The sequence below is a fragment of the Paenibacillus sp. FSL R7-277 genome (genome assembly GCF_000517965.1).
Lineage (GTDB): Bacteria > Bacillota > Bacilli > Paenibacillales > Paenibacillaceae > Paenibacillus_AQ > Paenibacillus_AQ silagei.
In genome coordinates, this window is the sequence record NZ_ASPX01000013.1 from 14,976 (window position 1) to 38,565 (window position 23,590).

Genomic DNA, 23,590 nt, shown 5'->3' on the forward strand with positions numbered 1-23,590 from the left:
ACGGTCCGTTCGCGCAGCGTCCACCCAAGCGCTCACGTTGCTCCCACTCAAACACTATCTCCGCCACTTCATGAATCTGTAATCCAGCACATCCACCAGCAGGAACAGCACGAATCCCACCAGACTGAACAGCATAATTCCGGCATACATCTCAGGGTAGTCCAGCCGCAGCCAGGCATCCATGATAAAGAAGCCCATGCCATGCTCCGTGCCGTAGATTTCGGTGAAAAAGAGTACGGAAATCGCTGTACCCAGCGAAATGCGAATCGTACTGAGGATCACCGATAAAGCGCCGGGAAGCGTCACATTCCAGAATTTCTGCATCGTGCTGGCACCAATACTCGTCAGGACATCATAAGTACTCTCAGGAATAGCCTTCACACCATCGCGTACCGAGATAATGACCTGAAACAGCAGGATCAGCATAATCATCAGCACCTTGGAGGTTTCTCCGAGACCGAAGAAGAGCATAACCACCGGCAGCAGCGCAATTTTGGGAATCGGATAGGTCAGATAGACGACCGGGTCCAATATCCGGTTCCAGAAAGGAGAGCGGCCCATTAGCAGACCGGCCAGCAGCCCCAGCAGCAGAGCCAGCAGCACACCTTCCGTAATCCGCATCAGGCTGTAGCCTACATTCAGCACCACATCATGGGCCCCGAGCTGAAACATTGCCTTATAGACCGCGCCGGGGCTGGGCAGAATCGCGTGATTCATCAGCAGATAAGCGACATACCAGAGCGCATTCATTCCGGCAAAAACAAGCAGCAGGCGCAGCAGGTGAATAAAATGCCGTCGTTTTACCATTTTTCCATCATTACCTTTCGGATTCTCTTCGTCTGCTCGAAGTATTCATCGCTCTCCCGCTTCTGGGAATGCTTCATGGCAAATACAGCAGCGTTATCGAGAATCTCCGGCGGCTCCTGCTGGCCCGGCAGCATGATGATAATCTTCTGTCCCAAGAGAATCGCCTCCTCCACATCGTGGGTCACGAACAGCGTGGTCGCCGGATGCGCCTGCCAGTTGTCGATAAAAATCTGCTGCAGCCCTTCCCGCGTAATGGCATCCAGCGCCGAGAACGGCTCATCCAGCAGCAGAAGCGTCGGCAGTATGGCAAAGGCGCGGGCAATGGCCACCCGCTGCTGCTGACCGCCGCTCAGTGAGAGCGGAAACCGGCCGGCGAGCTGGGCGATTCCCATGGATTCAAGCCAGTGCATAATTTGCCGGTCCTGCTCCCGCCTACCCCGGCCTGCCCCGCCCGGACGGGCGATCCGCATCGCAATCCGAATGTTGTCACGGACCGTCTTCCAGGGCAGCAGACCATAATTCTGCGGCACGAGCCCGATCAGCGTGTCCTTGTCATGGACAGATCTGCCATTGAAGAGCAGTTCGCCTTCGTAACCGGGCAGCAGTCCGGCAATCGCCCGCAGCAGCGTGGATTTGCCGCTGCCCGAGGGACCGATCACCGTATAAATCCCGTGCTCCGGCAGGGTCAGGTTCATTTCCCCCAGGGCCAGCTGCCCGTTCTGATAAGCTACATGGAGCTGATTAATGCGGAGACCGCTATTTTTTAAACTGGACATCGGAGATCACATCTTCAGCCGATAGCGTTTTGGTCAACAGTCCTTTTTCACGGGCCCAGGCAAAAGCAGCCTCCACTTCCTTCACATCCACCTGGTTCGCAGGCAGATACTCCGGCACCTTAATCTCATTCTTCAGCGTATCGGGATAGCCCACTTCCTTAATAATCAGGTCGATATATTCCGATTGGTCATGCGTCTTCATATAATCGACAGCCTCATCATAAGCGGCGTACATATCGCGGATTCCCTGACCCTTGGCATCAATGGCACTCTGTGGAAAAGCCAGCACAAACGGATTGATCCCCGCACTATGGGTGGAGCTGAGAACGCGCAGACCGGCAGTACGGCCCATGGTGACAAAAGGCTCCGGCAAAACAGCCGCATCCGCCTTATGATTCTTAAGCAGCTCCAGACGCGTTGGAATCTGCGGCACTTCCGTTACAGTAATATCGGCTTCCGTCAGGCCTGCCTGCTTCAGCATCATGGCAACGGTATACTGGGTTGAGGTATTCTTGGACAGGATGACGGTCTTCCCCTTCAGATCCTTTACCTCTTTCACTTCATCATTTCCGGTCAGCAGGTCGAATTCACCTGTGGTCGTGCTGGTGATTTTGACATCGAGTCCTGCTTCATTATAGATCGAGATTGCCACCAGATCCGCACTGAGGCCATCTACCTTACCCGCCTGAAAAGCCACATCACGATCCTTCGCGCTCTTGAAGGTCTGGATATCCAGGTTCACATGATGCTTCTGATCAAATCCCTGCTCATGGGCAATAATAAATGGAATTGCATCGATGGATGGCAGCAGTCCCAGCGATATCGTAACGGCCTCAGCAGGTACAGCTGTAGCAGCTCCTGTATTAGTATCTTTGGCATTTCCTGCCTGATTTGCGCTACCGCATCCGGCAGCTACTACACTGACAGCAGCAGTCAGCACGACTAGCTTCATAAGGTGTTTCCAGTTTCTTGTCTTCATGAATCTTGATTCCCCCATCTCTTATCGGTTACGCTTCATGCGAATTTATTCACATACATAGTACACCCATTGTCCTATTTTGTATATTTATAAATTTAAGTATCAGTCTTCTAATGTCCAATATGTTCATGGAATTCTTTTTACAGCAGCACCCAATAATGACGCAAATATGCTATAATGACCTGTACCTATTCCTCAGGTATCCCCCCTTCAAGCAGCAGTCCTATTCCAACCCTACCTAAGGAGCTGTGCCCTATGAGCGATGTAATTCTCCAGCAGATTCTTGCCGAGCTGCAAGGAGTAAAGTCCGAAATTAACGGAATGAAATCTGAAATTGCAGGAATTAAGACCGAAATTGCAGGCATCAAATCCGATGTTAAAAATCTTCAGTCAGAATTCGCTACATTCAAGTCTGAAATTGTTGGCGAGTTGGTTATCATCAAGGATGAAATTGAAAACATCAAGAATGAAATTGAAAACATCAAGACCGACATCGTTACCATCAAGGATGATATCGAAAGCATCAAGGAAGATACAAAGCTAATCCCGCTTATTCAACAGGCGGTGTCCGAAGTGAATACTGAAGTCGTTGCTGGCCGGGATTCTCTGGAGCGGATCGACCGAAGCCTGCGAGGACATGACGCAACGCTGGATATACTGGCCCGGCGTTCTATAGATCAGGAAGCTGAATTGAAACGTTTAGCTGCTTCCGCATAACATCCCGCCCCGAAGCGACCGCCCTCCCGGCTGCCGCTTTTTTGTTGCCTGCATATAGTCCATCTCACGAGGACATTGTTCTCTTATACAAATACAAACCCAGTTATCACAACATTATTCCTTATTTATTTGTCTTTATCAGGCGGACATTTCATTGCTTTTTGGATTATGTATGCTATAATGAAAGCGTAACCAAAAGAGATGTACCAGAGGTTCATTACCGTATTTCATCGCCAAGGAGGATGAATGCAATGCTGGCAGGAATTAAGGAACTGAAGAATTGGGTAACCGGGATGTGGCAGCCGGGGATGGCTTCCGGAGAAGAGGATTACCGGAGAATGGAATACAGCGCACACCGCCATCTGCACACTCCGCCAACGCCAAGCCCGCTAACTTACGAGCAGGAATCGCGCATCAAGACTGTCAAATTTCACTAATTTACAGTTAGATGTATATATAGAACACCCTTCACCTATTAGGTTAAGGCCGCTAAGGAACGGGAGCATCCCGGTTCAGGCGGCCTTTTATTTGTTGCACTTGATTCATTATCTTGCTAACCACCGCAGGATCGTCTGTGCCGCTTCCTGATAGCGCTGTCCTACGAGAAGGCCGGTATGGGTGGTGTTCCAAAGACCTGTGTAGGCTGCGCGGAAATACGCTGCATTAGCTCTGCCCCGACGCTCATCCTCATCACTGTTAATGGCATGGATCACCAGACAAGGGCAAGTAATGAACCCGCTGTCTACGGATACCCCTGCTGCCCCGAAATGATAAGAAAAGGTTCGAAACGCCTTGGCGGACTCCATCGTCAGGTATTTTCGCTGAAACGCTATGTCTTCTGCCGTCTCATCCAGGCTGATCTCCTCTTCGCGGACCGGTGCGAGTACTACGTTACCCGGTACTGTCTTAACGATATCCGTATAAGGGACCTCCTCATGTACCTCTCTGCATATACTTGAATCCATCAGTACAAGCCCGGACAGCCCGGCTGTCTCCGCCACCTTCTGACTGAGGATCCCGCCCATACTGAACCCGATCAGGACAGGAGCAGCTCCGCATTCAGCCTGAATTAACTGCACTATCTCATGGATATCCTCCAGATAATCTTCAAAGGTAATCTGTGTCATATCCAGCACCCGGCTCCGGTAATGACTTCTCAGATTCATCACATAACAGGTCCAGCCTTCACGGATGAAATGGGGAAGGTACTTGCTCCACATCCAGCTTCCGGTATACGCACCATGCACAAACAGCAGGGGTACCCTATCTTCCTGTTTTTGGCCTTCCCGCGTCTCCTCTCCCTTATAAATCTCCAGGTAGAGATCATGCTCACCGACATATTTCTCTGTATGCGGCGGTAATTCATCAGTGTAGTCTCTCATTAATAATGTCCTCTCTATAATTAGTTTTATATCAAACTATAACACCAAGTTTTTAGAAATTATGATTGATTTTTATTAAAATCGCCAGCAAAATTGTCTGCTCCTCTTCCGTGATATCGCGGTAGAACTGCTTCAGCATAGCAGAAGAGACCGATTCAAATACCGGCTCCAGCGCCTTCCCCTTCCCGGTTAGAGTAACGTATACGTACCGTGTGTCCTCCTGATCCCTCTCCTTCTTAACAAGTCCCAGCCGGACCAGCTTATCCACAAGTGCTGTAACCGTAGATTTGTCCTTATGAATATGTGCCGAGATCTCAGCCATGGTGAGTCTGTGCTTAGACAGCAGCGCATAAAGAATATCTCCGTGTGAGGTGGCAATGCCGTCTACTCCCTGCTTCGCCATCTCTTGAACGATGAAGCGGTTAACCTTCTCGCGGATCTTGGATATAAGTGAAATAGCATCTCTGGTTTCCATAAAGGAATTATAGTTTGATATCAAACTAATGTCAATAGATTAGTACATCAGTTCTGCTCCTATTCAGCGTCCTTATCAAGTAGCATGACTTCCTCACCCCGCTGCTGCCGGATCGCTATATTGGTTCTGCCCCAGGAGCACATCAGGTCAATGATTTCATTGGCTGTGACTCCATACTCGGTGATGTGATATTCCACTTTGGGCGGCATTTGGCTGTAGACCACTCTGCCGATGATCCCGTCCCGTTCCAGCTCACGAAGCTGCTGAATCAGAACCTTTTGCGAGATGCCTGGAATACTGCGCTGGAGTTCACTGGTCCTCTTGGTCCCCGACATCAGTATACATATGATCAGCGACTTCCATTTCCCGCCGATAATCTCAAGTGTTGCCTCGATCCCTAAATGATATTGCTTCATCCCCGGTACCTCCTTTGCCCTAATTTGAACACTGCTTCTCTTAGCATGCCACAATATCCGGCAAAGTCTAGTGCACACCTTGAGGTAACCTTGTTACTTTATTGTGTGTATTTACATTTTCAGGAACTTGCAAAATAATAGAAGCAGCTGCACAACACAAATTATACCCCGGAAAGGTGATCCCTAATGACAACCCTGATCATCCTGGCACACCCCGATATAGAGGCTTCAAGAGTGAACCGGAGATGGAGACAAGAGCTGCTGCTGCATCCGGAGGACGTTACGGTCCACGAGCTCTACAAGGAGTACCCGGACTGGAGCATCGATGTTCCGCGGGAGCAGCGTTTATTGGAGGCGCATGACCTGATTATTTTCCAATTCCCCTTATACTGGTATAGCTACCCCCCGCTGCTGAAAAAATGGCTGGACGATGTGTTCACTCACGGCTGGGCTTACGGCTCAAGCGGAAACAAGCTGAAGGGTAAGAAGCTGGGCATAGCTATGACCATCGGCGATAAAAAGGAAAACTACCAGCCGGCCGGCTCTGTTTCTTTTACTGTAGATGAGCTCATCGCCCCGTTCCACGCCAGTGCCATCCATGTTGGAGCAATCGCCTTGCCTTACTTCGCCGTGTTCGGCGCTTCCTTCCAGGCGAGTGACGATGAAATTAATCAGAGTGCCGTGGATTATCTGGAGTATACCCTTCGGAACCGGTAATATTCCGCTATTCCCGCTTCTTCCCCACTGCGCCAAGATAGATCACAAACTCTTCATCTCCGTCCAGCGCCAAAATCTCGTCAATCAGCTTCTGGTCATAGATCCCGATAGCGCAGGCGCCTGCTCCGATCGATTCACTGGCTAGGTACAGATTCTGGCAGACATGTCCAACATCGATGAGGATTTTTTTGTGGGCTGAAATATCATACTTCCATTCAGAACGGTACGGTGTGGTACTCCAGGCGAACAGCACAGAAGCCTTGCGTGCAAAGTTAGGGACGAACGGCTGATCCAGCGTAATGGCATCAATCTTCTGCTCCAGCTCATCCAATTCAAACATAAACAAGAGCTGATGCTCCACAGAAAGGTATCTGTAAATCCCCTGCCGGATGCCTTCTAGCCGCATAATCATCAAGTAGGTCTCAAAGGTGTGTGTCGCGCCACTGCAGGGTACAGTCCGCAGCGTAAGCCCGTTCTTGTTCATTCCAGTAATCCCCTGGGTGGCCCACAATAAATAGGACAGCTCCTCCAGACTTAGCGTGTCGGCCGAATAGAAGCGTGTACTTCTTCTCTGCTCTATACAGTCAAATATACTCTCTTTACTCACTACGTCTCTACTAACCTTTGGCAGATCAATAATTTGTGATTCCGCATGAAATGACTTCACAATCGGTGGCTGTGCAATGCCCTTAATCTTGTCTGTTTTGATCTGCTTGAATTCATGAAATAATTTATCATTTGATAAAATTCAGATGGTGATCTAACTCACTCTTCCGTGATTTTGGCAAACAAAAAACCTCCCCTCACCCCGAAGGGAAAAGGAAGGCTTACACGTATTGTCATTGGAGTATGGCGGCAATATCTCCAGCATTACGTTTGATTTTTGTACGGTACTATGCATTAATCAGGATCAATAAGCGCTTAGATTACCACCTCATCCTCCAAAATCAGCCGGTATCCCTTCTTGCCTTCCCTGGCAGCAAGTCCCCAGGCCTCGGCTGCCATCCAGGCGGGATCACTCCCCAGCCGGACCTTAAAGGCCCGGCAAGCTTCGGCCCGCCTGCGCAATTCTTCGCCGGCCCCGGGTTTAGCCGTTCCGGCAATCTTCTGCCGCAAGGCTCTCCACAGCTCTACATCCGCCAGGGCTCTTTGCAGCCAGGGTTCTGCTTCTGTCTGGAACTTGGAATTCTCCATTTCAAGCAACCGGTAGGAGACGCTCTCCAGTCGGTCGAAATACGCGTCAAGCCAGCGTATATCTCTGCTCTGCACAGCCTCTTTCAATTCCTCATATCCACCGCTATAGAGCTGGCTATTGAGATTCTGGCGGCAGAAGAACATCATGTCGTCTGCCAGCTCTCCGGCAAATTCGCGGACCGACAGCTCCCAGGATAGCTCAGGCATATAACGCTCACTGTTCCACATATAGTGGGCCATGGTGTTCAGTGTAATCTTGGAGCATTCCCACTGCACCATCGGATTCGCTACCACGGCCTGATGTCCGGTCTGGCCAAGCCGGGAATAACGCCCGCGGACCGGGTCCAGAAACAACCGGTCAAAGTCGGCATCATTGACAGGTATGTTGTCCCACAGCCACAGCTCATGCCCGTAATGGCTGTAATTCTCCTGTGCCGGTCTGCTCCCGACCTGCCGGGCAAAAACGGCAGATCCGGTCCAGAATATCTTGATATCCGTATGCAGCTTCTCGCGGATATCCCGCTTATATTCGGTATCCCAGGAGGACCAGTACTCAGAGGGGCACATCACCAGCATAACCTTCTGCAATTGACGGCTTAAATAGTCGTAGACACGGTTGGCCACATAAGCGTGTGCCAGTCCGGAGCGCTCAAGGTAATGAAGGTTCTCCCCTGACAAGGCGTAGTCGATGTCGTCCATCAGCAGGACGAAATGCCGCACCCCCATGACGATCATTCCCCCCAGCTTCGCTTCCAGACTGGCAAAATCGTCTTCACTGCGAAACTGCAGATCATTCCCCGGACTAATGCAATAATAGAAGTCCACCAGCTGCGCATCGCACTCCTGCTTCAGCTCACGAATCTGCTCAAAGATCGCCTCAGGATAAGGCTCACGCCATAGCTCGCGGTGATAGGGATCATCCTTGGGAGCATGCATGAAGGTATTCATCCGGTGAGCCGCCAGATAACGCACAGCATCCATCCGGTCCTCCCAGCTCCACGGCGTGCCGTAGAAGCCTTCAATAATGCCGCGGACCGGAAAAGAGGGCTCATCGTGAATGGTCGCCACAGGCAAGCGGCACTTGCCTTCATCTAGGCTCAGCAGCCAGTGCAGAGCATCTAGTCCATACCTTAGTCCCCTCTTATTGGAGGCAGCTATGGTAACTGTGCCGTCCTTACGGATATCCAACAGATAGCCATCCGCCTTAAGCGATCCCTCGTATTCCAACTCCAGCTTGATATTGCCAGGTTCGGGTGCTTCCTCATTTTCTCCAGACGGCTCAAGGATCACAATCGGGCCTTCGGCGGCAAGCGGCCACTCCCACTTCTGGATCATGGAGAACTTTGAAGTCAGCTCGATTCTCAACTGCTGCCCTTCCACCACCAACTCTTCACCCTGATCGTAATAGTCCCGAAAGTAATACTGCCGTTCCCTTAACGGCATCGTCATATGCATACCTCCTTAATCCGTAACCTTCACATTTCCAAACACAGCCTTGTTCCGCGAGTCATTCCCGGGATTGCTAAGGGCAATCCCGATATACACCTTGCTTTTCATCGGGATCTGAATGGTTCCGACCGTCTGCCAGCTGCTCCCATTTGCCGAAATCGACCCTTTGAACGTATTGCCGGTTCTTGTCAGCTTCAGCCATTTCGGAGCTGAGGCAGTTGCCGTATGATCGGCCATAGTTCCCGCAGTTTCTGAACGATACTGGAAGGTGGCCCCATTCGATGGGGTAAGCATCATATCCGCGTGCTTGGAATTATGGCTCAGGGACTCCCGGATCATAATGCCGGCCTTGGCCCAGCCGTCCAGCCAGCTGGTGGACTGCACCTTAACCACAATCTCCGCATTGCCGCTCACGGGCTGATAGATATAATTCAGCTGATCTCCATTGCCCCAAATATCCGTAGAGCTGCTGCTGAGTGTAAATTGCTTATTGGAAGAATTGTAGGTGGCGTTCCCCGGCATGGAACCGATATTCCGCGCCTTCCATACTGCAGGCAGCTGGGCCGGATAATCTTGCTCTACCGGAGCCGTCCAGCCCGGCGTCGGCCAGGTCTCACGTTCATGGATATTCGCCAGCTCATCCTCCGGCCAGGCTCCATAGGCGAAGAACGACAGTCGCTTCACGTCCGGATAATTCTCGCGGATACCTTTGTAGACCTCCTGATATTGATCATCGGTCCAGTCATTATCCAGGGTAGCTACGATGTCCACATCACTGCCGCTAATCGCGTCACTGGTATCCTTCAGGATACCGTAGGAGGTGCTGTATACCCAATCACTGTTGAATTCCCAGTCATCGAAGTACGCCATCGGTGCGACAAAGTCGATCTCATCCTTGAACTTGGCTACATTCTGTCCAACCTCGGTAAATTCCGGCGGCAGAATATATACACCGAGCTGCACATCCGGATTCGCGGATTCGGAAATATCCTCACGGATATCGCCTACATACTGTCCGATCTGTTCGGTTCTCCATTCATTCCACTGCTGGCGCTGCGGCGAATCCGTATCGAAGTCAATGCTGAGCGGCGAATACCCGAACTGCGCCTGATACTTGGCAACCGTATAATCACTGACATCCATGTTGTAATTGTCGAAGCGGATCCAGTCCAGTACAACACCGTCCACATCATAATTCCCGATCACTTCCTGAATAATAGAACGTTCATACTGCTGAACTTCATGGTGAATCGGATTGACGAAGTATTCGTTGCCGTTAGAGCCTGTAAATGGAGTCTGAACCCCGTTCACCAGCGACTGCATCTGCCATTCATCATGAGCCAGGAAAGCCTGCTGATCATGGAACTGGGGAATCCAGGCATGAACCTTGATGCCTGCGGCATGAGCTGCCGTAATGACAGCCTGCAGGGCATCGAAATTCTGGTAGCCCTGGGCAATAGGGGCGATATCACTCTGATAAAATACACTGCCGGACGGAACCTCATCATCTTCATCCTGCTTCACATTCATGCTGATGACATCGACCCCGTAGCTGGTGGACAGCGCGATGAAATTCTGGACATCCGTCATGTTCTTGAACTGGTTCACGGTCCTTACAATCACTTCCGTCTCAAAAGGAGGATTGCTCTGCTCCTCGGCTTGTGCCGGAAGGGGAAGGGAACCCCCCGCTACCGAAGAAACCAACACAATGCCTAACACTGCCATGAACCTCGATCTCAATGCAAATGTCATAATCTCGCCTCCGCATCATAGTTTTATTTGGCCAGTTGCCCGTACGGCAGTTATTTCGTCAGGTTCATTTTCTTCACATTTTCCTGCCATTTTTCAGTTCTGAACTCAAGCAGCTTATCCAGTCCCGCTTTCTCAGTGTTCTTTCTGGCGGTATCCAGCGCCGACAGCACCTCTTCATCCGACTTCGCCTGAACCATCTGGGCGTAAGCAAGAGTGTAAATATCTGCGATATTCTGTGCGATAATGCCGGTCTCTGTATCGGGGAGCGGGTCGGTATTTACGAATTGTGTAATGTCCAGCGCGGTTTTCCAGGTCACGGTGGACTGGGCCACGGTCTCCCAGGATTTCTGGTTCGCGGAGAGCAGCGCCTCGAGGCTCATTTTGGCCGTATCAATGAAGGTCGTATTCCCGGCCCAGTTGAAGTCCTCGAATTTCCGCATCGTATCCGTACGCTCGTTAGCAGGCGTTGTCTTGTATTTCTCGTTTGGAATCGGCGCTCCATCCGCATCCTCCTCATCCCAGTACAAGCCCTTGGGGCCGAAGAACAGCACCTTCTGTCCCTCCGGACCCGTAATCCAGTCAAAGTAAGCGAAGATAGCCTCCGGGTCCTTGGCTTGTTTGGTAATGACGCTGACGTTCCAGCCCAGCGTCTCAAAGCCGCTTACAAATACTTTGGTCTTGTCTACTCCTGCTTTGTGGACAGGCCAGATAATTTCATAACCGCTGTCCGGATTGCTTGCTGTCAATGCCCGGTGTCCCTCGGCTCCATACGTAGTGATATTGGATTCAACCATGACCGCTACGCGGCCGGTGTTGACCTTCTCTTTGACCGCATCCTGGGTTTGCTGCAGCGCATCCTGCGTAATCAGCCGTTCACGGTACAGCTTATTGATGTACAACACCATCTCCTCGTAAGCGGGATCATCCAGGATCGATGACAGCTTGTCGCCATCCGGGTATCCCATGAGTGTAACGAACTTGCTGGTGGAGTTCTCCTTGAAACCGCCATACATGATCTCCAGACCTGCCCCCTTCTCCCCAACCTCCAGAGGGACTACATCCGGATACTTGTCTTGCACCAGGACCAAATATTGATACAAGTCATCAAAGGTCTCCAGCGCCGGCCGGCCGAGTGCGTTATAGATATCCTTATTCACCATCCATCCGCCGTTGCCGAATTGCCCGGAGGTATACCAGTTCGGGATTTGATAGATTTTCCCGTCGTCGGAACGGAGCAGATTCAGGGTCGATTCCTTCACATATTTCTTGAAGTTCGGATATTTCTCATAGTAATCATCCAGTGCAACGAGCTGCCCCGCCTGCACCAGCCTCTCCACTGAGGACCCCCGGTCCGTGAAAATGACATCCGGCAAATCGCCGCCGACGATCATCGTGTTCAGCTTTTCTCCGGCCGCTCCTCCGGATTGGATCGGTTCAACCGTAACCTTGCGGTTCTCCTGAATCCACTTCGTCGCCTCATTCTCCCCCCATGGTGATGTCGTGAGCCAGTCGTAGTTGCCATAGAAGCTGAAAGTGACAGGCTTGATCCCGCTGTCGTCATCTGTAGCGGCCCCGGTATTCAAATTGTTCCCGCTTGTGTTCTGTGAAGTGTCAGAATTCCCCCCTCCGCTACAGGCAGCGAGCAGCAGCACCAGCGAAGTCAGCAACAGAGCTACCCATGTCAGGCGTTTGCGCATTCTTTTTCCTTCTTTCTACGTAAGATGGGGACTGCTATTCTTTCAATGAACCGACCATCACGCCCTTCACAAAGTACTTCTGGAGAAAAGGGTAGGTCAGGATAATCGGAATAGTAGCGATCATCATCGTAGCCATAGTCAGTGACTTCGTGGTAATCGTCCGATTCCGGTTCATATGATCCAGCGCGATCGCATTCGAGGAGCCAATCTGGGTCATGATGTTGGAGTTCATCACCTGCCGCAGCAGCGTCTGTATAGGCAGCAGGCGATCCTCGGTAATGTAGATCGCTCCCGTAAACCAGTCATTCCAGTAACCGACTGCAGTGAATAAGGCTATCGTGGCCAGCACCGGGCCGGAGACGGGAATCACGATCCGGAAGAAAATGCCGTAGTTGCTGCTGCCGTCGATTTTGGCGGATTCCTCCAGTCCCTCCGGCAAAGCGCTGAAGAAGGTGCGGATGACAATCATGTTCCAGACGCTGATGATGCCGGGGATAATCAGCACCCAAAAGGTATCCAGCATCCCCAAAGAACGGATGAGTAAATAACTGGGGATAAGCCCTCCGCTGAAGAACATCGTAATCATGAAGAACACCATGTATTGTTTACGGAAAAGTAAGGTCTTCTTGGACATGCCGTAAGCTAGCAAGGCCGTAAAGAATACGGATAATGCTGTGCCGCAGAGCGTTCTAAGAATGGTGATCAGGAACGAATTCAGCAGGCGGTCATCCTGAAACACAATATAATAATTCTCCAGGGTGAAGGCTCTCGGCCACAAGGTTACACCGCCGAGCGCCGTATCGCTCCCCAGATTAAAGGAAATGACGAGCGCGTTCCAAAACGGGTACAGCATGAGTAGCGCCAGCAATGCCAAAAGGATATAAATACTCCGCTGCATCATTTTGTCGCCCAGGCTTAGTCTCATTGTTCGGCCCTCCTAAAAGGTTTTTAGAGCATTGTTGTGGTATCTACCAGAGACTTACATCTGCCCGGCGGGCGATTTTGTTGGCTGTCACCAGCAGAAGGACACTGATTACCGCTTTGAACAGCCCTACCGCTGTCGCATAAGAGAACCTGGCATTTAATATCCCGACGCGGTACACATAGGTGTCGATCACATCGGAGTAGGGCCTGAGGATTGGATTGGTTGCAAGCAGCAGAATATCCTCGAAGCCCGCGCTGAGCAGACCGCCGATGGCAAGAATCATAAAGATGACGATAATGGGGGTAATGCTGGGGAGTGTAATCAGGTGAATTTGCTTAAAGCGGCTTGCTCCGTCTATAGATGCAGCCTCATACAGGGTCGGATCAATGCCGGCAATCGCCGCCAGATAGACAATACTTCCGAATCCGACCTCCTTCCAGACATTTACACTTACCAGAATAGACCAGAAGTATTTCGGTACTGCAAGGAAGTTAACCGGCTCCTGGACCAGATTGAACCGTTCCAGCAGATAGTTCACCGTTCCGTTATCAACGGACAACAGCGAAAATACGAAACCGGATACAATAACCCAGGACAGGAAATAAGGTAGGTAGCTGACGGTCTGGATCACGCGTTTGAAGCCCATATGCCCGACTTCATTCAGCATCAGGGCAAGCAGTATCGGGGCAGGAAAAGAGATAATCAATTTTAACAGACTAATCACAAGGGTGTTGCGCATCACATTCCAGAACTCCGGCGCCTCGAAGAACATTCTGAATTGCATCCATCCCACCCAGGGGCTATTTATCATACCGCCGAAAATATCGTATTGCTGGAACGCCATAACCACGCCATACATCGGAATGTAACTAAAAATGAATACAAAGATAATTCCCGGCCAAACCATAGACTGCAAATCCAATTGACTGTTAAACTTCTTCCACCTGCTCGGTTTCCCGGCCGTATTCATCCGCTTGACCTCCTCTGGACGATTCTATTGAAATAACGGCAAAAACGGTTTGTTCTTCTCCAGCATTTCATCCAGCAGCTGTTCCGCTATGGTAACCGAAGGTATGAGCGGATGATGAACCATCGCCTGCAGGGCCACATCCCGGTCTCCGTGTACAGCCGCCTCAATGGTAAGGCTCTCGTATTGCTTGACGGCAGCCAGCAGACCTCTGACAGACTGGGGAACCCTGCGCAGCGGAATCGGCAGCGGCCCCTGCTTGGTGACTATACAATTCACCTCAATCGAGGCATCGTCCGGCAGGAAATCAATAATTCCGTTATTCCTTACATTCAGCGTCTGGATATCGCGCGAATCATTATGAATGGAACGCATCAGCAGCACTGCCGCCTCCGAGTAATAGGCTCCGCCGCGCTGTTCCAGCTGCCCCGGCTTCTCCTTCAGCTCAACGTTCCGGTACAGCTCAAACAGCTCCTCCTCCACCTTCTTCACGACTTCAGCGCGTGATCCGGCCGTTGCTGCGGCTTCCTTCTGTTCCGCCAGCATCGCATCCGTCATATAGTAATAGCTCAAGTAATAGGAAGGGATAGCTTTCAGACTGTTCAGAAACCGGTGGTCCCAGGAATCAAACGGCACATTGCTTGCCTTATAGCTCTCGGGGTAATCAATAAGCTCCTGCAGCTTGCTCTTCCCGTCAATCACGACATCGGATACCCAGTGCAGATGGTTGATGCCGACAAACTCCGCATAGATCTTCTCTATGGGAAGTCCGAAGAACCCGGAGAGCCACTTTTGAAACCCGATTGGCGAGTTGCACAGGCCTACGCTTCTAACCGATGAATATTTGTGAACTGCTTCAGTTACCATTCCGGCCGGATTCGTAAAATTCAGCAGCCAGGCATCCGGTGCCAGCTCCTCGATATCCCTGCAAATATCCAGAATGACCGGGATGGTCCGCAGGCCCTTCATCATGCCTCCGGGACCCGTCGTCTCCTGACCGATGACACCGTATCGAAGCGGAATCAATTCGTCCCACTTGCGTGCTTCCAGCATCCCTACCCGGATTTGCGTGCAGACGAAGTCCGCTCCGGCAATGGCCTCCCGGCGATCAAGCGTCTCTGCAACGGTAATCGGCAGTCCGGATTCAGCAATCATGCGCTTGCTCAGTTCCGTAATCGTATGTAACTTCTCTCTTCCTTCTTCAATATCCACCAGCCATATTTCGCGGACAGGAAGCTCCTGGTGGTGCAGGATGATCCCTTCAATTAATTCAGGCGTATACGACGACCCCGCTCCGATAACAACCAGCTTCAATGTTTCCCCCATGATAATTGCTCCTCCTTACCCTGTGATAGATGATCAAGAACCTCCTGATTCACATGCAACCCGCCGCTTTCCATTGCCAGAACGACCGAACCTACAACCGGCTCCCGGGTTAAAATCCTTAATGTGCCGTACGGAGCCGCCTGCTTCACTCTTCGCTCAATGGCCCGGCGGATGATACCCGGGCGGTCTCCCTTGGTCAGCAGGCTGCCTGCAAGCACGATGTCGAAGGACTCCTCCTCCATGGCCAACCGGCGGACAGCCGAGGCAGCCGCCAGACCCAGCTCATCCCCTTGCTTGACCAGCAGCCCGGTAGCCACCGGGTCCCCTTCCTCTGCCGCCTGAAACAGCAGCTCCGCAATTTGGGGAGGCAGGTCTCTGAAATGATCGAGGTAATCCTCTCTTAGCTGCGGGACATTGGAATAGCCCAGCAACTGAGTTAAGCGTTCGCTTAGGACCGTCTTCTGTTCTCTTCCGTCATCCGCCCTGAGGACGCTGCGGAAGACCTCCATACTTAAGTCATAGCCGCCGCCGAAATCCCCGAACCGGTAGCCGAATCCGCCGCATTGATAGGTAGCACCCGCCGGATTCTTGCCGCTGCAGTTCACGCCCGATCCGCAAATCAGCACGATCCCGTAATTCTTCTCTGTACCTGAACGCAACGCATTCCAGGTATCACAGGAAATCTCCGTCCGGGGAAGGCCGAGGCGGCCGATGATAGGCCGTAAAATCCTAAAATCAGCCTCTCTGTCCGCTCCCGCCAATCCGAACCAGGAATAATCCAGTTGCTCCCTGGTCAGCCCGGATGCTGTAATGGCTTCCGCTACAGCCTGCTGCAAGCTATTCTCCGCCTGCTCACGGTTCAGTTGATGATTCCCGTTCCCGCCCTTGCCTGCACCGAGAAGCTTCCCCTGTTCATCTGCAATCATTGCGTAGGTCTTACTGCCCCCTGCATCCACTCCCAAAAAATACTTCACAGATCATTCACTCCTAAATTTCAAGTTAATCGAACAGAAGCGGTAGATTCACGGATGAGAAGCTGAGGAGCAAGCTTCGTTACCGCAGGCGGCATCACCTCCCCATTGATCAGCTTCAGCAGTAAGTCAACGCCGATATTGCCCATCTGCGCCTCTGGCTGTCTGACCGTTGTGAGCCGCGGGTAGAATTCACCGACGAACTGCTGATCATCAAAGCCGACCACGGAGATATCCTGAGGCACCAGAATCCCCTCCTCACGCAGGGCTTGAACAACACCGAGGGCAATAAAGTCGTCTCCCGAAAAAATGGCTGTCGGCAGCTTATCCTCGCGGACCCATCTCTTCGCCACCTCATAACCGCTGCTTACCGTAAAGCCGCAATATTCCGTGCCAAAGGGCGTTAGTCCCGCTTCATCCAGCGCCTGGACATAACCCCGTTTGCGCTCCGTTACACTCAGGAACTCCGAAGGGCCGCCGATATAGGCGATCTGGGTGTGTCCAAGACTAATCAGGTGTCTTGTTGCTTCATACCCGCCCTGATAGTTATCGACAACGACACTCGGAACATCCTCATGCTCGAACTGGTTATCCAGCAGGACAACCGGGATGTTCTTTCGCTTCAGCTCCTCCACATATTCCTTCTCCTCCAGCGGAGACAGCAGGATAATCCCGTCCACGCGGTCCTTCTGGAACAGGAAGTTCACCCCATCATCATCGTTCTCGGCTATGGACAGGGCCAGAAAGTACCCCTGCTCTGCCAGCTTCCGGTTCACCACGCGGATCACACGGTCATAGAAAGAGTCATTAAAGTTGGTAATCGACATCCCGATGACTCCGGTCTTGCCGCGCACAAGGCTCCGTGCTGCTGAATTGGGCTGATAATTCAATTCCTCTATCGCTCTCAGCACTTTCTGGCGGTTGCCTTCACGTACAGAGGGGGAATTGTTAAGTACTCTGGATACGGTCACTACAGAGAGCCCCGACTTCTTGGCTACATCATGAATGTTCATCTAAGTATCTATGCCTCCACACTTAAAAGTTTAAACGATTTAACTTTCAAAGAAATAAAAAAGATTTACTCAGCACGCCATAACTTACAGCCTGACTGAAAAATCGAACATTGGACGTCAGCTTTGCATTTATTAAAAGTATCAAAACCATCCCTAAAGTTTAAAGGTTTATACTTTACACTGATTTTACAACCAATTCCCCCGGCCGTCAATCCATAAATGCAGCCGTGCTTAATATTCCGGGAATTGGGATAACCAGGGACTAGTAACAACAAAAAACCTCCCCTCACCCGTGAAGGGTAAAGGAAGGCTTAAACGTGGCGCAAGCTGAAGCAGGGCAGCTATATTTTCAACCCCCTAAGCTTAATCAGCCAGGGCAACCGCTTGCGAACGGCCTTTTACGTTTAATTTTTGCATTACGTTGGAGATGTGGTTGCGGACGGTCGTCTGAGTTCCAGCTTTTCCATATCCACGGTAAATCCATATGTTTTCAAGATATCCAAGCCGAGCAAGCCTTTATGCGACTTGGGCAATATTCCTACATCAATCTCCACATTTTCAATTCTTAAGGCATCAATTTCTATCTGATCCATAACCTTGGTGTAAAAAGGTACGGTTCCACCAACGCCATAAGCTTCGTATACGGGGTCTCCGTTTTCATACGTAACACCTATCTCTTCGAGTACATCAGGACTGAACACAGTACGCGATGAACCCGTATCAATAATGATATCTTTAATTTGCAGCGTTCTCCCTTGATAGCATACGGAAATATCTGTTGTCAGAAGTTGTCCATCATAAGCTATCTTCATGATCGCCGCCTCACTCTCATCAATGGGTCTCTGCGCAGATGAATAACGCACTCCTCATTGGCAGTGTGATAGACAAGATTTCCAGGTTCGGCGCTGAAAAATTCCTGGTTGGCGTTCTTCTCAGATACTGCACGAACAGGAGCTACTTCCGTTATAATTTTCTTATCATCTTCCTCACGATAGTCAAGAATGGAAAGCAAAACAAATTGGTCAGGAAACAATTCTCTTACTTGCTGCCATTTCATTCTTTCACACCTCCCGGGTAGCCATCGATAAAAAGTGGTTCTAATGAATTCATTTTATCATAGTTCGAAAACGAATTGAGAGTTGACACGCAACAACAAAAAACCTCCCCTCATCCCGAAGGATAAGAGAAGGCTTAAACGCATCACCTCTGAAGCATGGCAGCTATATTTTCAGCTCCCCAAGCTTGATCAGCTCGACAACCGCTTGCGAACGGCCTTTTACGTTTAATTTTTGCATTACGTTTGAGATGTGGTTGCGGACGGTTTTTTCGCTGATGAATAACAGTCCGGCAATATCCCGTGTAGTTTTGTCCTGCACAAGAAGCTCGAATACTTCGCGTTCACGATGCGTCAGCAAAAATTTGCTATGATGTTCGTTGCCCTTCAATGGTGTCACCCCTCCTTGCCCTGGGTTTGTTTGGTATAACAAGGTAAAGGGATACAGTCAAAACATACTATGTGGAGGGGCAGTTAATGGTGCTGTCGCAGCATTAAATTGGGCGGGGGCAGGCGCGGAGCATGGACAAACCCGGTACTTCTGACCGGAATACACACAAAAAACGGCTGCTGCTCCTTAGTCATTAAGGCGGCATCCGTCGGGCAATGTCTATAGAAACCACGCTGCTAAAGGGTTGCTCAGGAAAAAATATTACTGAACATCCTTCCTGCCCGCAGCGTGAAATGGCTAACGTTACCGGTCCGTCACGCCCTTGCGGTCACGCCGGTTTCTCCGGTAAGGCTTGTTGCACCCCCAGTGTAAAGTATGAAATGGATTCCATAGCAAGCTTTTTATCGGCCGAAAAGCTGTTCATTTCTATGTTAGAATAATGACATACCAGTCTCACACAGGAGGCGCAGACGAACGTGGCTAATATTAAAGAAATCGCCCGGATGGCCGGAGTGTCTGTAACGACCGTCTCACGGGTGCTCAATAATCATCCGTATGTCAGCAAGGACAAAAGAGCCGCTGTATTGCAAACGATTGAGCAGCTCAACTATACCCGCAATATGAACGCCGTTCATCTGATTACCGGACGTACCGGTGCGGTGGCGGTGATTCTGCCGTATATTCATGCTTTTTATTTCTCGATTATTATGAATGGCCTTGCCCACGAGGCGCTGCTCTCGCAATACCGGCTGATTCTGTGCCAGAGCAATTACCTGGAGGAAGAAGAAATCAAAGTGCTGGAGATGCTGCGCCATAAAGAGATTGACGGTGTTGTTATTGTATCTACTGCGCTGAAACCGGACATCATCGAGGAGTACACGGCCTACGGTCCGGTCGTCACCTGCCAGGACAGCGGAGAGCGGCGCTATTCTTCTGTCTATATTGAGCATTATGCGGCTTTTCGGGAGGGGCTGGAGTACTTGACCGGCAAAGGGTACCGCTCCATCGGTTATTGCGAAGGAAGGAGTAACGGCAGCAGTGCCGTGATCCGGCAGGCTGCTTACCGCGAATTCATTGCTGAGCATAAGCTGGCTTTTGAAGAGGAATGGATGATCTATGACTGTACAACGGAGGAAGACGGCGCAGCCGCTGCACAGTCCCTGCTGAAGATGCCACAGCGGCCGGAAGCCATGATTATTACGGGAGACCATGTCGCAGCCGGGCTGATTATTGAAGCGCGCAGAGCCGGCCTCAGCATCCCTGTGGACCTCGCAGTTATGGGCTTCGATAACCAGCCGATTGGACGGCTGCTTCAGATTACCACCATGGACAACCACCTGTATGAGATGGGGGCCGCCGCCTTCCGCATTATCCATGAGCAGATTCACTCGGAGCGCCCCGAGCCGGTCTACCGCAAGCTGGACTACCGGATTATTGAGCGGTTCACGGTGTAGAATCCGATCAGCCGGAAATTTATATATACGAACTGCGTCTTCCGCCTGCCGGGAGGCGTATTTTTGCATTTTATTTGTGCGGATCAGTATGAATATGATAATTATCACATTTTTATTGACAGCCAATAGGGGGAGATTTATGATAAGTCCATCATTGATAACGATTATCATTTTCATAAATGAAAAGGGGTATCCATACAGATGAAAATAGGCTATGCAGTACCCGCAGGTTTGCTTGCGGCTTCCCTCCTGTTTGCCGGCTGTGCGGGCAAGGACAACAGTAATAACGATGGCAACAACGGCAACAGTGGTAACAACTCCGGGAATAATGCTGCAGCCCAGGCAGGCAGCGGGGCAGAAAGTGTAGCGAAGGCCGGAGGTGAGACGAATGCAGATTTCACCACTGCCATCGACGAATACCGCAAATACGTCATTGAACAATGCGATGCGTTCGTTAAGCAGACCGAGGGCTTCACGGATGCTGTCAAGGCGGGCAAGCTGGATGAAGCCAAGACGCTGTATGCTCCGGCACGCATGCATTATGAGCGGATCGAGCCGATCGCTGAAGCGCTTGGGGATCTGGACCCGAATATTGATGCCCGTGAGAATGATGTAGATGCTGCGGACTGGCGCGGCTTCCATAAGATTGAACAGGCTCTCTGGCAGAACAATACAACGGAGGGCATGACGGATGTCGCGGACCGCCTGCTGAAGGATGCGCAGCTGCTGCGCGCCAAGGTGGAGACGGCCGGAATCGATGCCAATCTGCTCGTTACCGGGGCTGTTGAGCTGCTGAATGAAGTCTCCTCCTCCAAAGTAACGGGGGAAGAGGAGCGTTATTCCCATACGGATTTGTATGATTTTGTGGCGAATGTGGAGGGGGCCCAGAAGATCTATGAGCTGCTGAAGCCGGAGCTGGCCAAAAAAGACCCGGCCCTTGAGCAAACCATCGGCGAGCGGTTCACCGCCTTAATGAATGAGCTGGCGCCGTTCAAATCGGGGGAGGGCTACGTCTCTTACGAAACGCTCAAACCGGAGGAGGTCCGCAGGTTAAGCCAGAACCTCGACGCCTTGGCTGAGCCGCTATCCAACATGGGAACGATTCTGGGAGTGTGACCGATATGAACAAGAAAGATAATAATTCCCGGAATAAGGCTGACGCGGATCACGGGATTCCTGCGCCGGAGACCAAACTGTTCAACACCAAATTCAGCCGCCGCGATATGCTGCGGCTGACCGGTGCCTCGGGTCTCGGGCTGCTGCTCGGCGGAGGCGGTGTGGGCGGCATTATGGTGGCACGCCAGGCAGCAGGACGGGCGGTCCCGGCCGCCGCAGCCTTCGGGCAGAATGAAGAACAGGCGGATACGATCCCCTTCTACGGCAAGCATCAGGCGGGGATTCTTACCCCTGCGCAGAATTTTCTGTGCTTCGCTTCATTTGATGTGACGACTACCAAGGTCAGTGATCTGAAAAAACTGCTGGAGGACTGGACTGCCGCCGCTGCTGCCCTGACCTCGGGTACGATGATCGGCACGGCGAACGACAAGCCCAATCTCCCGCCTACTGACACCGGCGAGGCGGACGGCCTCACCCCTTCGGGGTGCACGCTTACCTTCGGGGCAGGTCCGGCCCTGTTCGACAGCCGCTTCGGCCTCTCCGGCAAACGGCCCGCCTCCTTCACCGAGCTCCCGGCATTCACAGGGGACAGCCTGGAGCCGCATTGGTGCGGCGGCGATCTCTGTGTGCAGGCCTGCGCGGACGATATGCAGGTGGCGTTCCATGCCATCCGCAATCTCGCCCGTATCGCCAGGGGTACGGCGGTACTGCGCTGGACCCAGGAAGGCTTCCAGCGCAGCGGCAGCGCCGATCCGTCAGGCGGCACCCCGCGTAATCTGCTTGGCTTCAAGGACGGCACGGGGAATCCGGACGTCACCGATGAGACGCAGATGCGAAATATCGTCTGGAGCGGCAGCGCCGATGGCCCGGCCTGGATGAACGGGGGCACCTATCTTGCGGTGCGCCGCGTACGGTTCCGTATTGAGGTCTGGGACCGCTCCTCGCTGAGCGATCAGGAGGCCACCTTCGGGCGGCACCGGCAGAGCGGTGCACCGATTGGAGCCGGAGATGAATTCGCCGAGCTGAATCTGGCAGCAGCCGATGCCAGCGGCAAGCCCGTCATTCCGCCGGATTCCCATTCCGCCCTCGCTCATGGGGACGGCTCGGTCAAGATTCTGCGGCGCTCCTACTCCTATTCCAGCGGCATGGATCTCAAGACCGGACAGCTTGATGCCGGTCTGGTGTTCATCAGCTTCCAAAAGGATCTGATGAAGCAGTTCGTCAGCATCCAGCAGCGCCTTGCGAAGAATGACCGGCTGAATGAATACATGGTTCACACCGGCAGCGGCGTCTTCGCCTGCTTCCCGGGTGTACGGGAAGGCGGATATATCGGGGAGCTGCTGCTCGAGGGATGAAATGCCTAGGCTGTGACCGGTGACACTGAGGAAGCAGGAGCTATGGGGATTGCGAGGCCGAAAGCGCAACGGCGATTCGGGGACCGGAGAGGACGGAAAGGTAGCTGATCGTTACGGACTGAGAGGCCTTTATTTTCTCTTTTCGAGCATATTCAGCTACTCCAACGGACTGCACGGCGCTTATTTCCGCTACAGCGGGCGTTTTCCTCCCAATTATTTGTACATAAGCTCCACTGAGTCCGTTTAACTTGCAGAAACGTTAATATTACTAAAATAAGCGCAGCTGAGTCCGTTGCAACTGACCCCTCCTCGCTAAACTTGAAGGGAATGATCCCGATGATGATCACGGTTACACAGAGTCCATGGCGGCCGATCAGGGCAGTGCTGCTGCTCCTCTGCCTGCTTGTGCTGCTGCCCGGCGCGCCGGCTTCTGCGTCAGGCGCGCCGCTGGATGAGCTGCTGCCGCCTGTAGGCAGCGCGCTGGTCGAGGCCGGCCAGAGCCGCTGGGCGGCGGCGGCGGCCGATGTTGATTCGTTCGCGGCGCTGTGGCGCAGCGCGAACGAGAGCAAGCCGGACCCGGCACTCGCCGGTCCGGCTGCTGAGGTGGACGCCGCGCTGGACGCCGCGGCGGAAGCCTTGGCGGGGGGGGGGGGGGGG

Annotated in this window: 24 protein-coding genes and 2 pseudogenes; 7 read left to right on the plus strand and 19 right to left on the minus strand. The window is 52.0% G+C overall.

Annotation, left to right across the window (positions count from 1 at the left end):
* Nucleotides 1–54 precede the first annotated feature (54 nt).
* Genes C173_RS06785 through C173_RS06795 form a run of 3 tightly spaced genes read right to left on the minus strand, consistent with a single transcriptional unit; the run spans nucleotide 55 to nucleotide 2,562 of the window.
* Nucleotides 55–807, minus strand: a complete 753-nt coding sequence (locus tag C173_RS06785; protein ID WP_036723490.1) for an ABC transporter permease — start codon at nucleotides 805–807, stop codon at nucleotides 55–57.
* The gene (locus C173_RS06790; RefSeq protein WP_036723491.1) at nucleotides 801–1,583 is read right to left on the minus strand and encodes an ABC transporter ATP-binding protein; all 783 of its coding nucleotides are present in this window, start codon (nucleotides 1,581–1,583) and stop codon (nucleotides 801–803) included. Before C173_RS06790 ends, C173_RS06785 begins: the two co-directional genes overlap by 7 nt.
* The gene (locus C173_RS06795) at nucleotides 1,564–2,562 is read right to left on the minus strand and encodes an ABC transporter substrate-binding protein (RefSeq protein ID WP_036723493.1); all 999 of its coding nucleotides are present in this window, start codon (nucleotides 2,560–2,562) and stop codon (nucleotides 1,564–1,566) included. Before C173_RS06795 ends, C173_RS06790 begins: the two co-directional genes overlap by 20 nt.
* A 255-nt stretch (nucleotides 2,563–2,817) precedes the next feature.
* Here C173_RS06795 and C173_RS06800 point away from each other — a divergent pair, with 255 nt between their 5' ends.
* Together C173_RS06800 and C173_RS06805 are read left to right on the plus strand one after the other, a co-directional pair.
* Nucleotides 2,818–3,279, plus strand: coding sequence for a hypothetical protein (locus C173_RS06800; protein WP_036723494.1), 462 nt, complete (start codon nucleotides 2,818–2,820; stop codon nucleotides 3,277–3,279).
* A 251-nt stretch (nucleotides 3,280–3,530) separates the two neighbouring features.
* Nucleotides 3,531–3,716 (plus strand): hypothetical protein, encoded by a 186-nt coding sequence (locus C173_RS06805; protein ID WP_036723496.1) that lies wholly within the window; start codon nucleotides 3,531–3,533, stop codon nucleotides 3,714–3,716.
* A gap of 108 nt (nucleotides 3,717–3,824) precedes the next feature.
* On the opposite strand, the gene C173_RS06810 is transcribed toward C173_RS06805, so the two are convergent.
* The 3 genes from C173_RS06810 to C173_RS06820 are packed head-to-tail and all read right to left on the minus strand — an operon-like array spanning nucleotide 3,825 to nucleotide 5,552.
* Entirely contained in the window at nucleotides 3,825–4,661 is an 837-nt protein-coding gene (locus C173_RS06810) for an alpha/beta hydrolase family protein (protein ID WP_036723498.1), read from the minus strand.
* Nucleotides 4,662–4,713: 52 nt separating this feature from the next.
* Nucleotides 4,714–5,136, minus strand: a complete 423-nt coding sequence (locus tag C173_RS06815; protein ID WP_036723521.1) for a MarR family winged helix-turn-helix transcriptional regulator — start codon at nucleotides 5,134–5,136, stop codon at nucleotides 4,714–4,716.
* 59 nt (nucleotides 5,137–5,195) lie between these two features.
* On the minus strand, nucleotides 5,196–5,552 hold the full coding sequence (locus tag C173_RS06820) for a winged helix-turn-helix transcriptional regulator (protein ID WP_036723500.1): 357 nt from the start codon (nucleotides 5,550–5,552) through the stop codon (nucleotides 5,196–5,198).
* 186 nt (nucleotides 5,553–5,738) lie between these two features.
* Here C173_RS06820 and C173_RS06825 point away from each other — a divergent pair, with 186 nt between their 5' ends.
* On the plus strand, nucleotides 5,739–6,269 hold the full coding sequence (locus C173_RS06825; RefSeq protein WP_036723501.1) for an NAD(P)H-dependent oxidoreductase: 531 nt from the start codon (nucleotides 5,739–5,741) through the stop codon (nucleotides 6,267–6,269).
* 7 nt (nucleotides 6,270–6,276) lie between these two features.
* Here C173_RS06825 and C173_RS06830 read toward each other — a convergent pair whose 3' ends face one another.
* From C173_RS06830 to C173_RS06885, 13 genes and pseudogenes are all read right to left on the minus strand, one after another.
* Nucleotides 6,277–6,936 (minus strand): SagB/ThcOx family dehydrogenase, encoded by a 660-nt coding sequence (locus tag C173_RS06830; protein WP_235191808.1) that lies wholly within the window; start codon nucleotides 6,934–6,936, stop codon nucleotides 6,277–6,279.
* 254 nt (nucleotides 6,937–7,190) lie between these two features.
* Nucleotides 7,191–8,912, minus strand: a complete 1,722-nt coding sequence (locus C173_RS06835; RefSeq protein WP_051477873.1) for a protein O-GlcNAcase — start codon at nucleotides 8,910–8,912, stop codon at nucleotides 7,191–7,193.
* Between the two features lie 12 nt (nucleotides 8,913–8,924).
* Nucleotides 8,925–10,664, minus strand: a complete 1,740-nt coding sequence (locus C173_RS06840) for a family 10 glycosylhydrolase (RefSeq protein ID WP_081751051.1) — start codon at nucleotides 10,662–10,664, stop codon at nucleotides 8,925–8,927.
* 50 nt (nucleotides 10,665–10,714) lie between these two features.
* On the minus strand, nucleotides 10,715–12,361 hold the full coding sequence (locus C173_RS06845) for an extracellular solute-binding protein (RefSeq protein ID WP_036723508.1): 1,647 nt from the start codon (nucleotides 12,359–12,361) through the stop codon (nucleotides 10,715–10,717).
* A 34-nt stretch (nucleotides 12,362–12,395) separates the two neighbouring features.
* Nucleotides 12,396–13,286 carry a carbohydrate ABC transporter permease gene (locus C173_RS06850; protein WP_036723509.1) on the minus strand — a complete coding sequence of 297 codons (891 nt, stop codon included), beginning with the start codon at nucleotides 13,284–13,286 and terminating at the stop codon, nucleotides 12,396–12,398.
* A 43-nt stretch (nucleotides 13,287–13,329) separates the two neighbouring features.
* Nucleotides 13,330–14,256, minus strand: a complete 927-nt coding sequence (locus tag C173_RS06855) for an ABC transporter permease (RefSeq protein WP_036723510.1) — start codon at nucleotides 14,254–14,256, stop codon at nucleotides 13,330–13,332.
* Nucleotides 14,257–14,280: 24 nt separating this feature from the next.
* Nucleotides 14,281–15,579 (minus strand): 6-phospho-beta-glucosidase, encoded by a 1,299-nt coding sequence (locus tag C173_RS06860; RefSeq protein WP_036723511.1) that lies wholly within the window; start codon nucleotides 15,577–15,579, stop codon nucleotides 14,281–14,283.
* Nucleotides 15,564–16,553, minus strand: coding sequence for an N-acetylglucosamine kinase (locus C173_RS06865; protein WP_036723512.1), 990 nt, complete (start codon nucleotides 16,551–16,553; stop codon nucleotides 15,564–15,566). The genes C173_RS06860 and C173_RS06865 overlap by 16 nt, the downstream gene beginning before the upstream one ends.
* A 20-nt stretch (nucleotides 16,554–16,573) precedes the next feature.
* Entirely contained in the window at nucleotides 16,574–17,563 is a 990-nt protein-coding gene (locus C173_RS06870; protein WP_036723514.1) for a LacI family DNA-binding transcriptional regulator, read from the minus strand.
* A 341-nt stretch (nucleotides 17,564–17,904) separates the two neighbouring features.
* Nucleotides 17,905–18,016, minus strand: a pseudogene (locus C173_RS34875) (LuxR C-terminal-related transcriptional regulator); the annotation flags it as partial.
* Nucleotides 17,980–18,375: a retropepsin-like aspartic protease gene (locus tag C173_RS06875; protein ID WP_036723515.1), complete on the minus strand. Its 396-nt coding sequence runs from the start codon at nucleotides 18,373–18,375 to the stop codon at nucleotides 17,980–17,982. The pseudogene C173_RS34875 and the gene C173_RS06875, both read right to left, overlap by 37 nt.
* Entirely contained in the window at nucleotides 18,372–18,620 is a 249-nt protein-coding gene (locus tag C173_RS06880; RefSeq protein ID WP_036723516.1) for a hypothetical protein, read from the minus strand. Before C173_RS06880 ends, C173_RS06875 begins: the two co-directional genes overlap by 4 nt.
* A gap of 163 nt (nucleotides 18,621–18,783) precedes the next feature.
* On the minus strand, nucleotides 18,784–19,008 hold the full coding sequence (locus C173_RS06885; RefSeq protein ID WP_019908812.1) for a helix-turn-helix domain-containing protein: 225 nt from the start codon (nucleotides 19,006–19,008) through the stop codon (nucleotides 18,784–18,786).
* A gap of 476 nt (nucleotides 19,009–19,484) precedes the next feature.
* Between C173_RS06885 and C173_RS06890 the strand changes: the two genes are divergently transcribed.
* From C173_RS06890 to C173_RS34880, 4 genes and pseudogenes are all read left to right on the plus strand, one after another.
* The gene (locus tag C173_RS06890; protein WP_036723518.1) at nucleotides 19,485–20,462 is read left to right on the plus strand and encodes a LacI family DNA-binding transcriptional regulator; all 978 of its coding nucleotides are present in this window, start codon (nucleotides 19,485–19,487) and stop codon (nucleotides 20,460–20,462) included.
* Between the two features lie 201 nt (nucleotides 20,463–20,663).
* Nucleotides 20,664–21,578, plus strand: a complete 915-nt coding sequence (efeO, locus tag C173_RS06895) for an iron uptake system protein EfeO (RefSeq protein ID WP_036723519.1) — start codon at nucleotides 20,664–20,666, stop codon at nucleotides 21,576–21,578.
* 5 nt (nucleotides 21,579–21,583) lie between these two features.
* On the plus strand, nucleotides 21,584–22,933 hold the full coding sequence (efeB, locus tag C173_RS06900; protein WP_081751052.1) for an iron uptake transporter deferrochelatase/peroxidase subunit: 1,350 nt from the start codon (nucleotides 21,584–21,586) through the stop codon (nucleotides 22,931–22,933).
* A 327-nt stretch (nucleotides 22,934–23,260) separates the two neighbouring features.
* Nucleotides 23,261–23,590: pseudogene (locus C173_RS34880) on the plus strand (hypothetical protein); the annotation flags it as partial.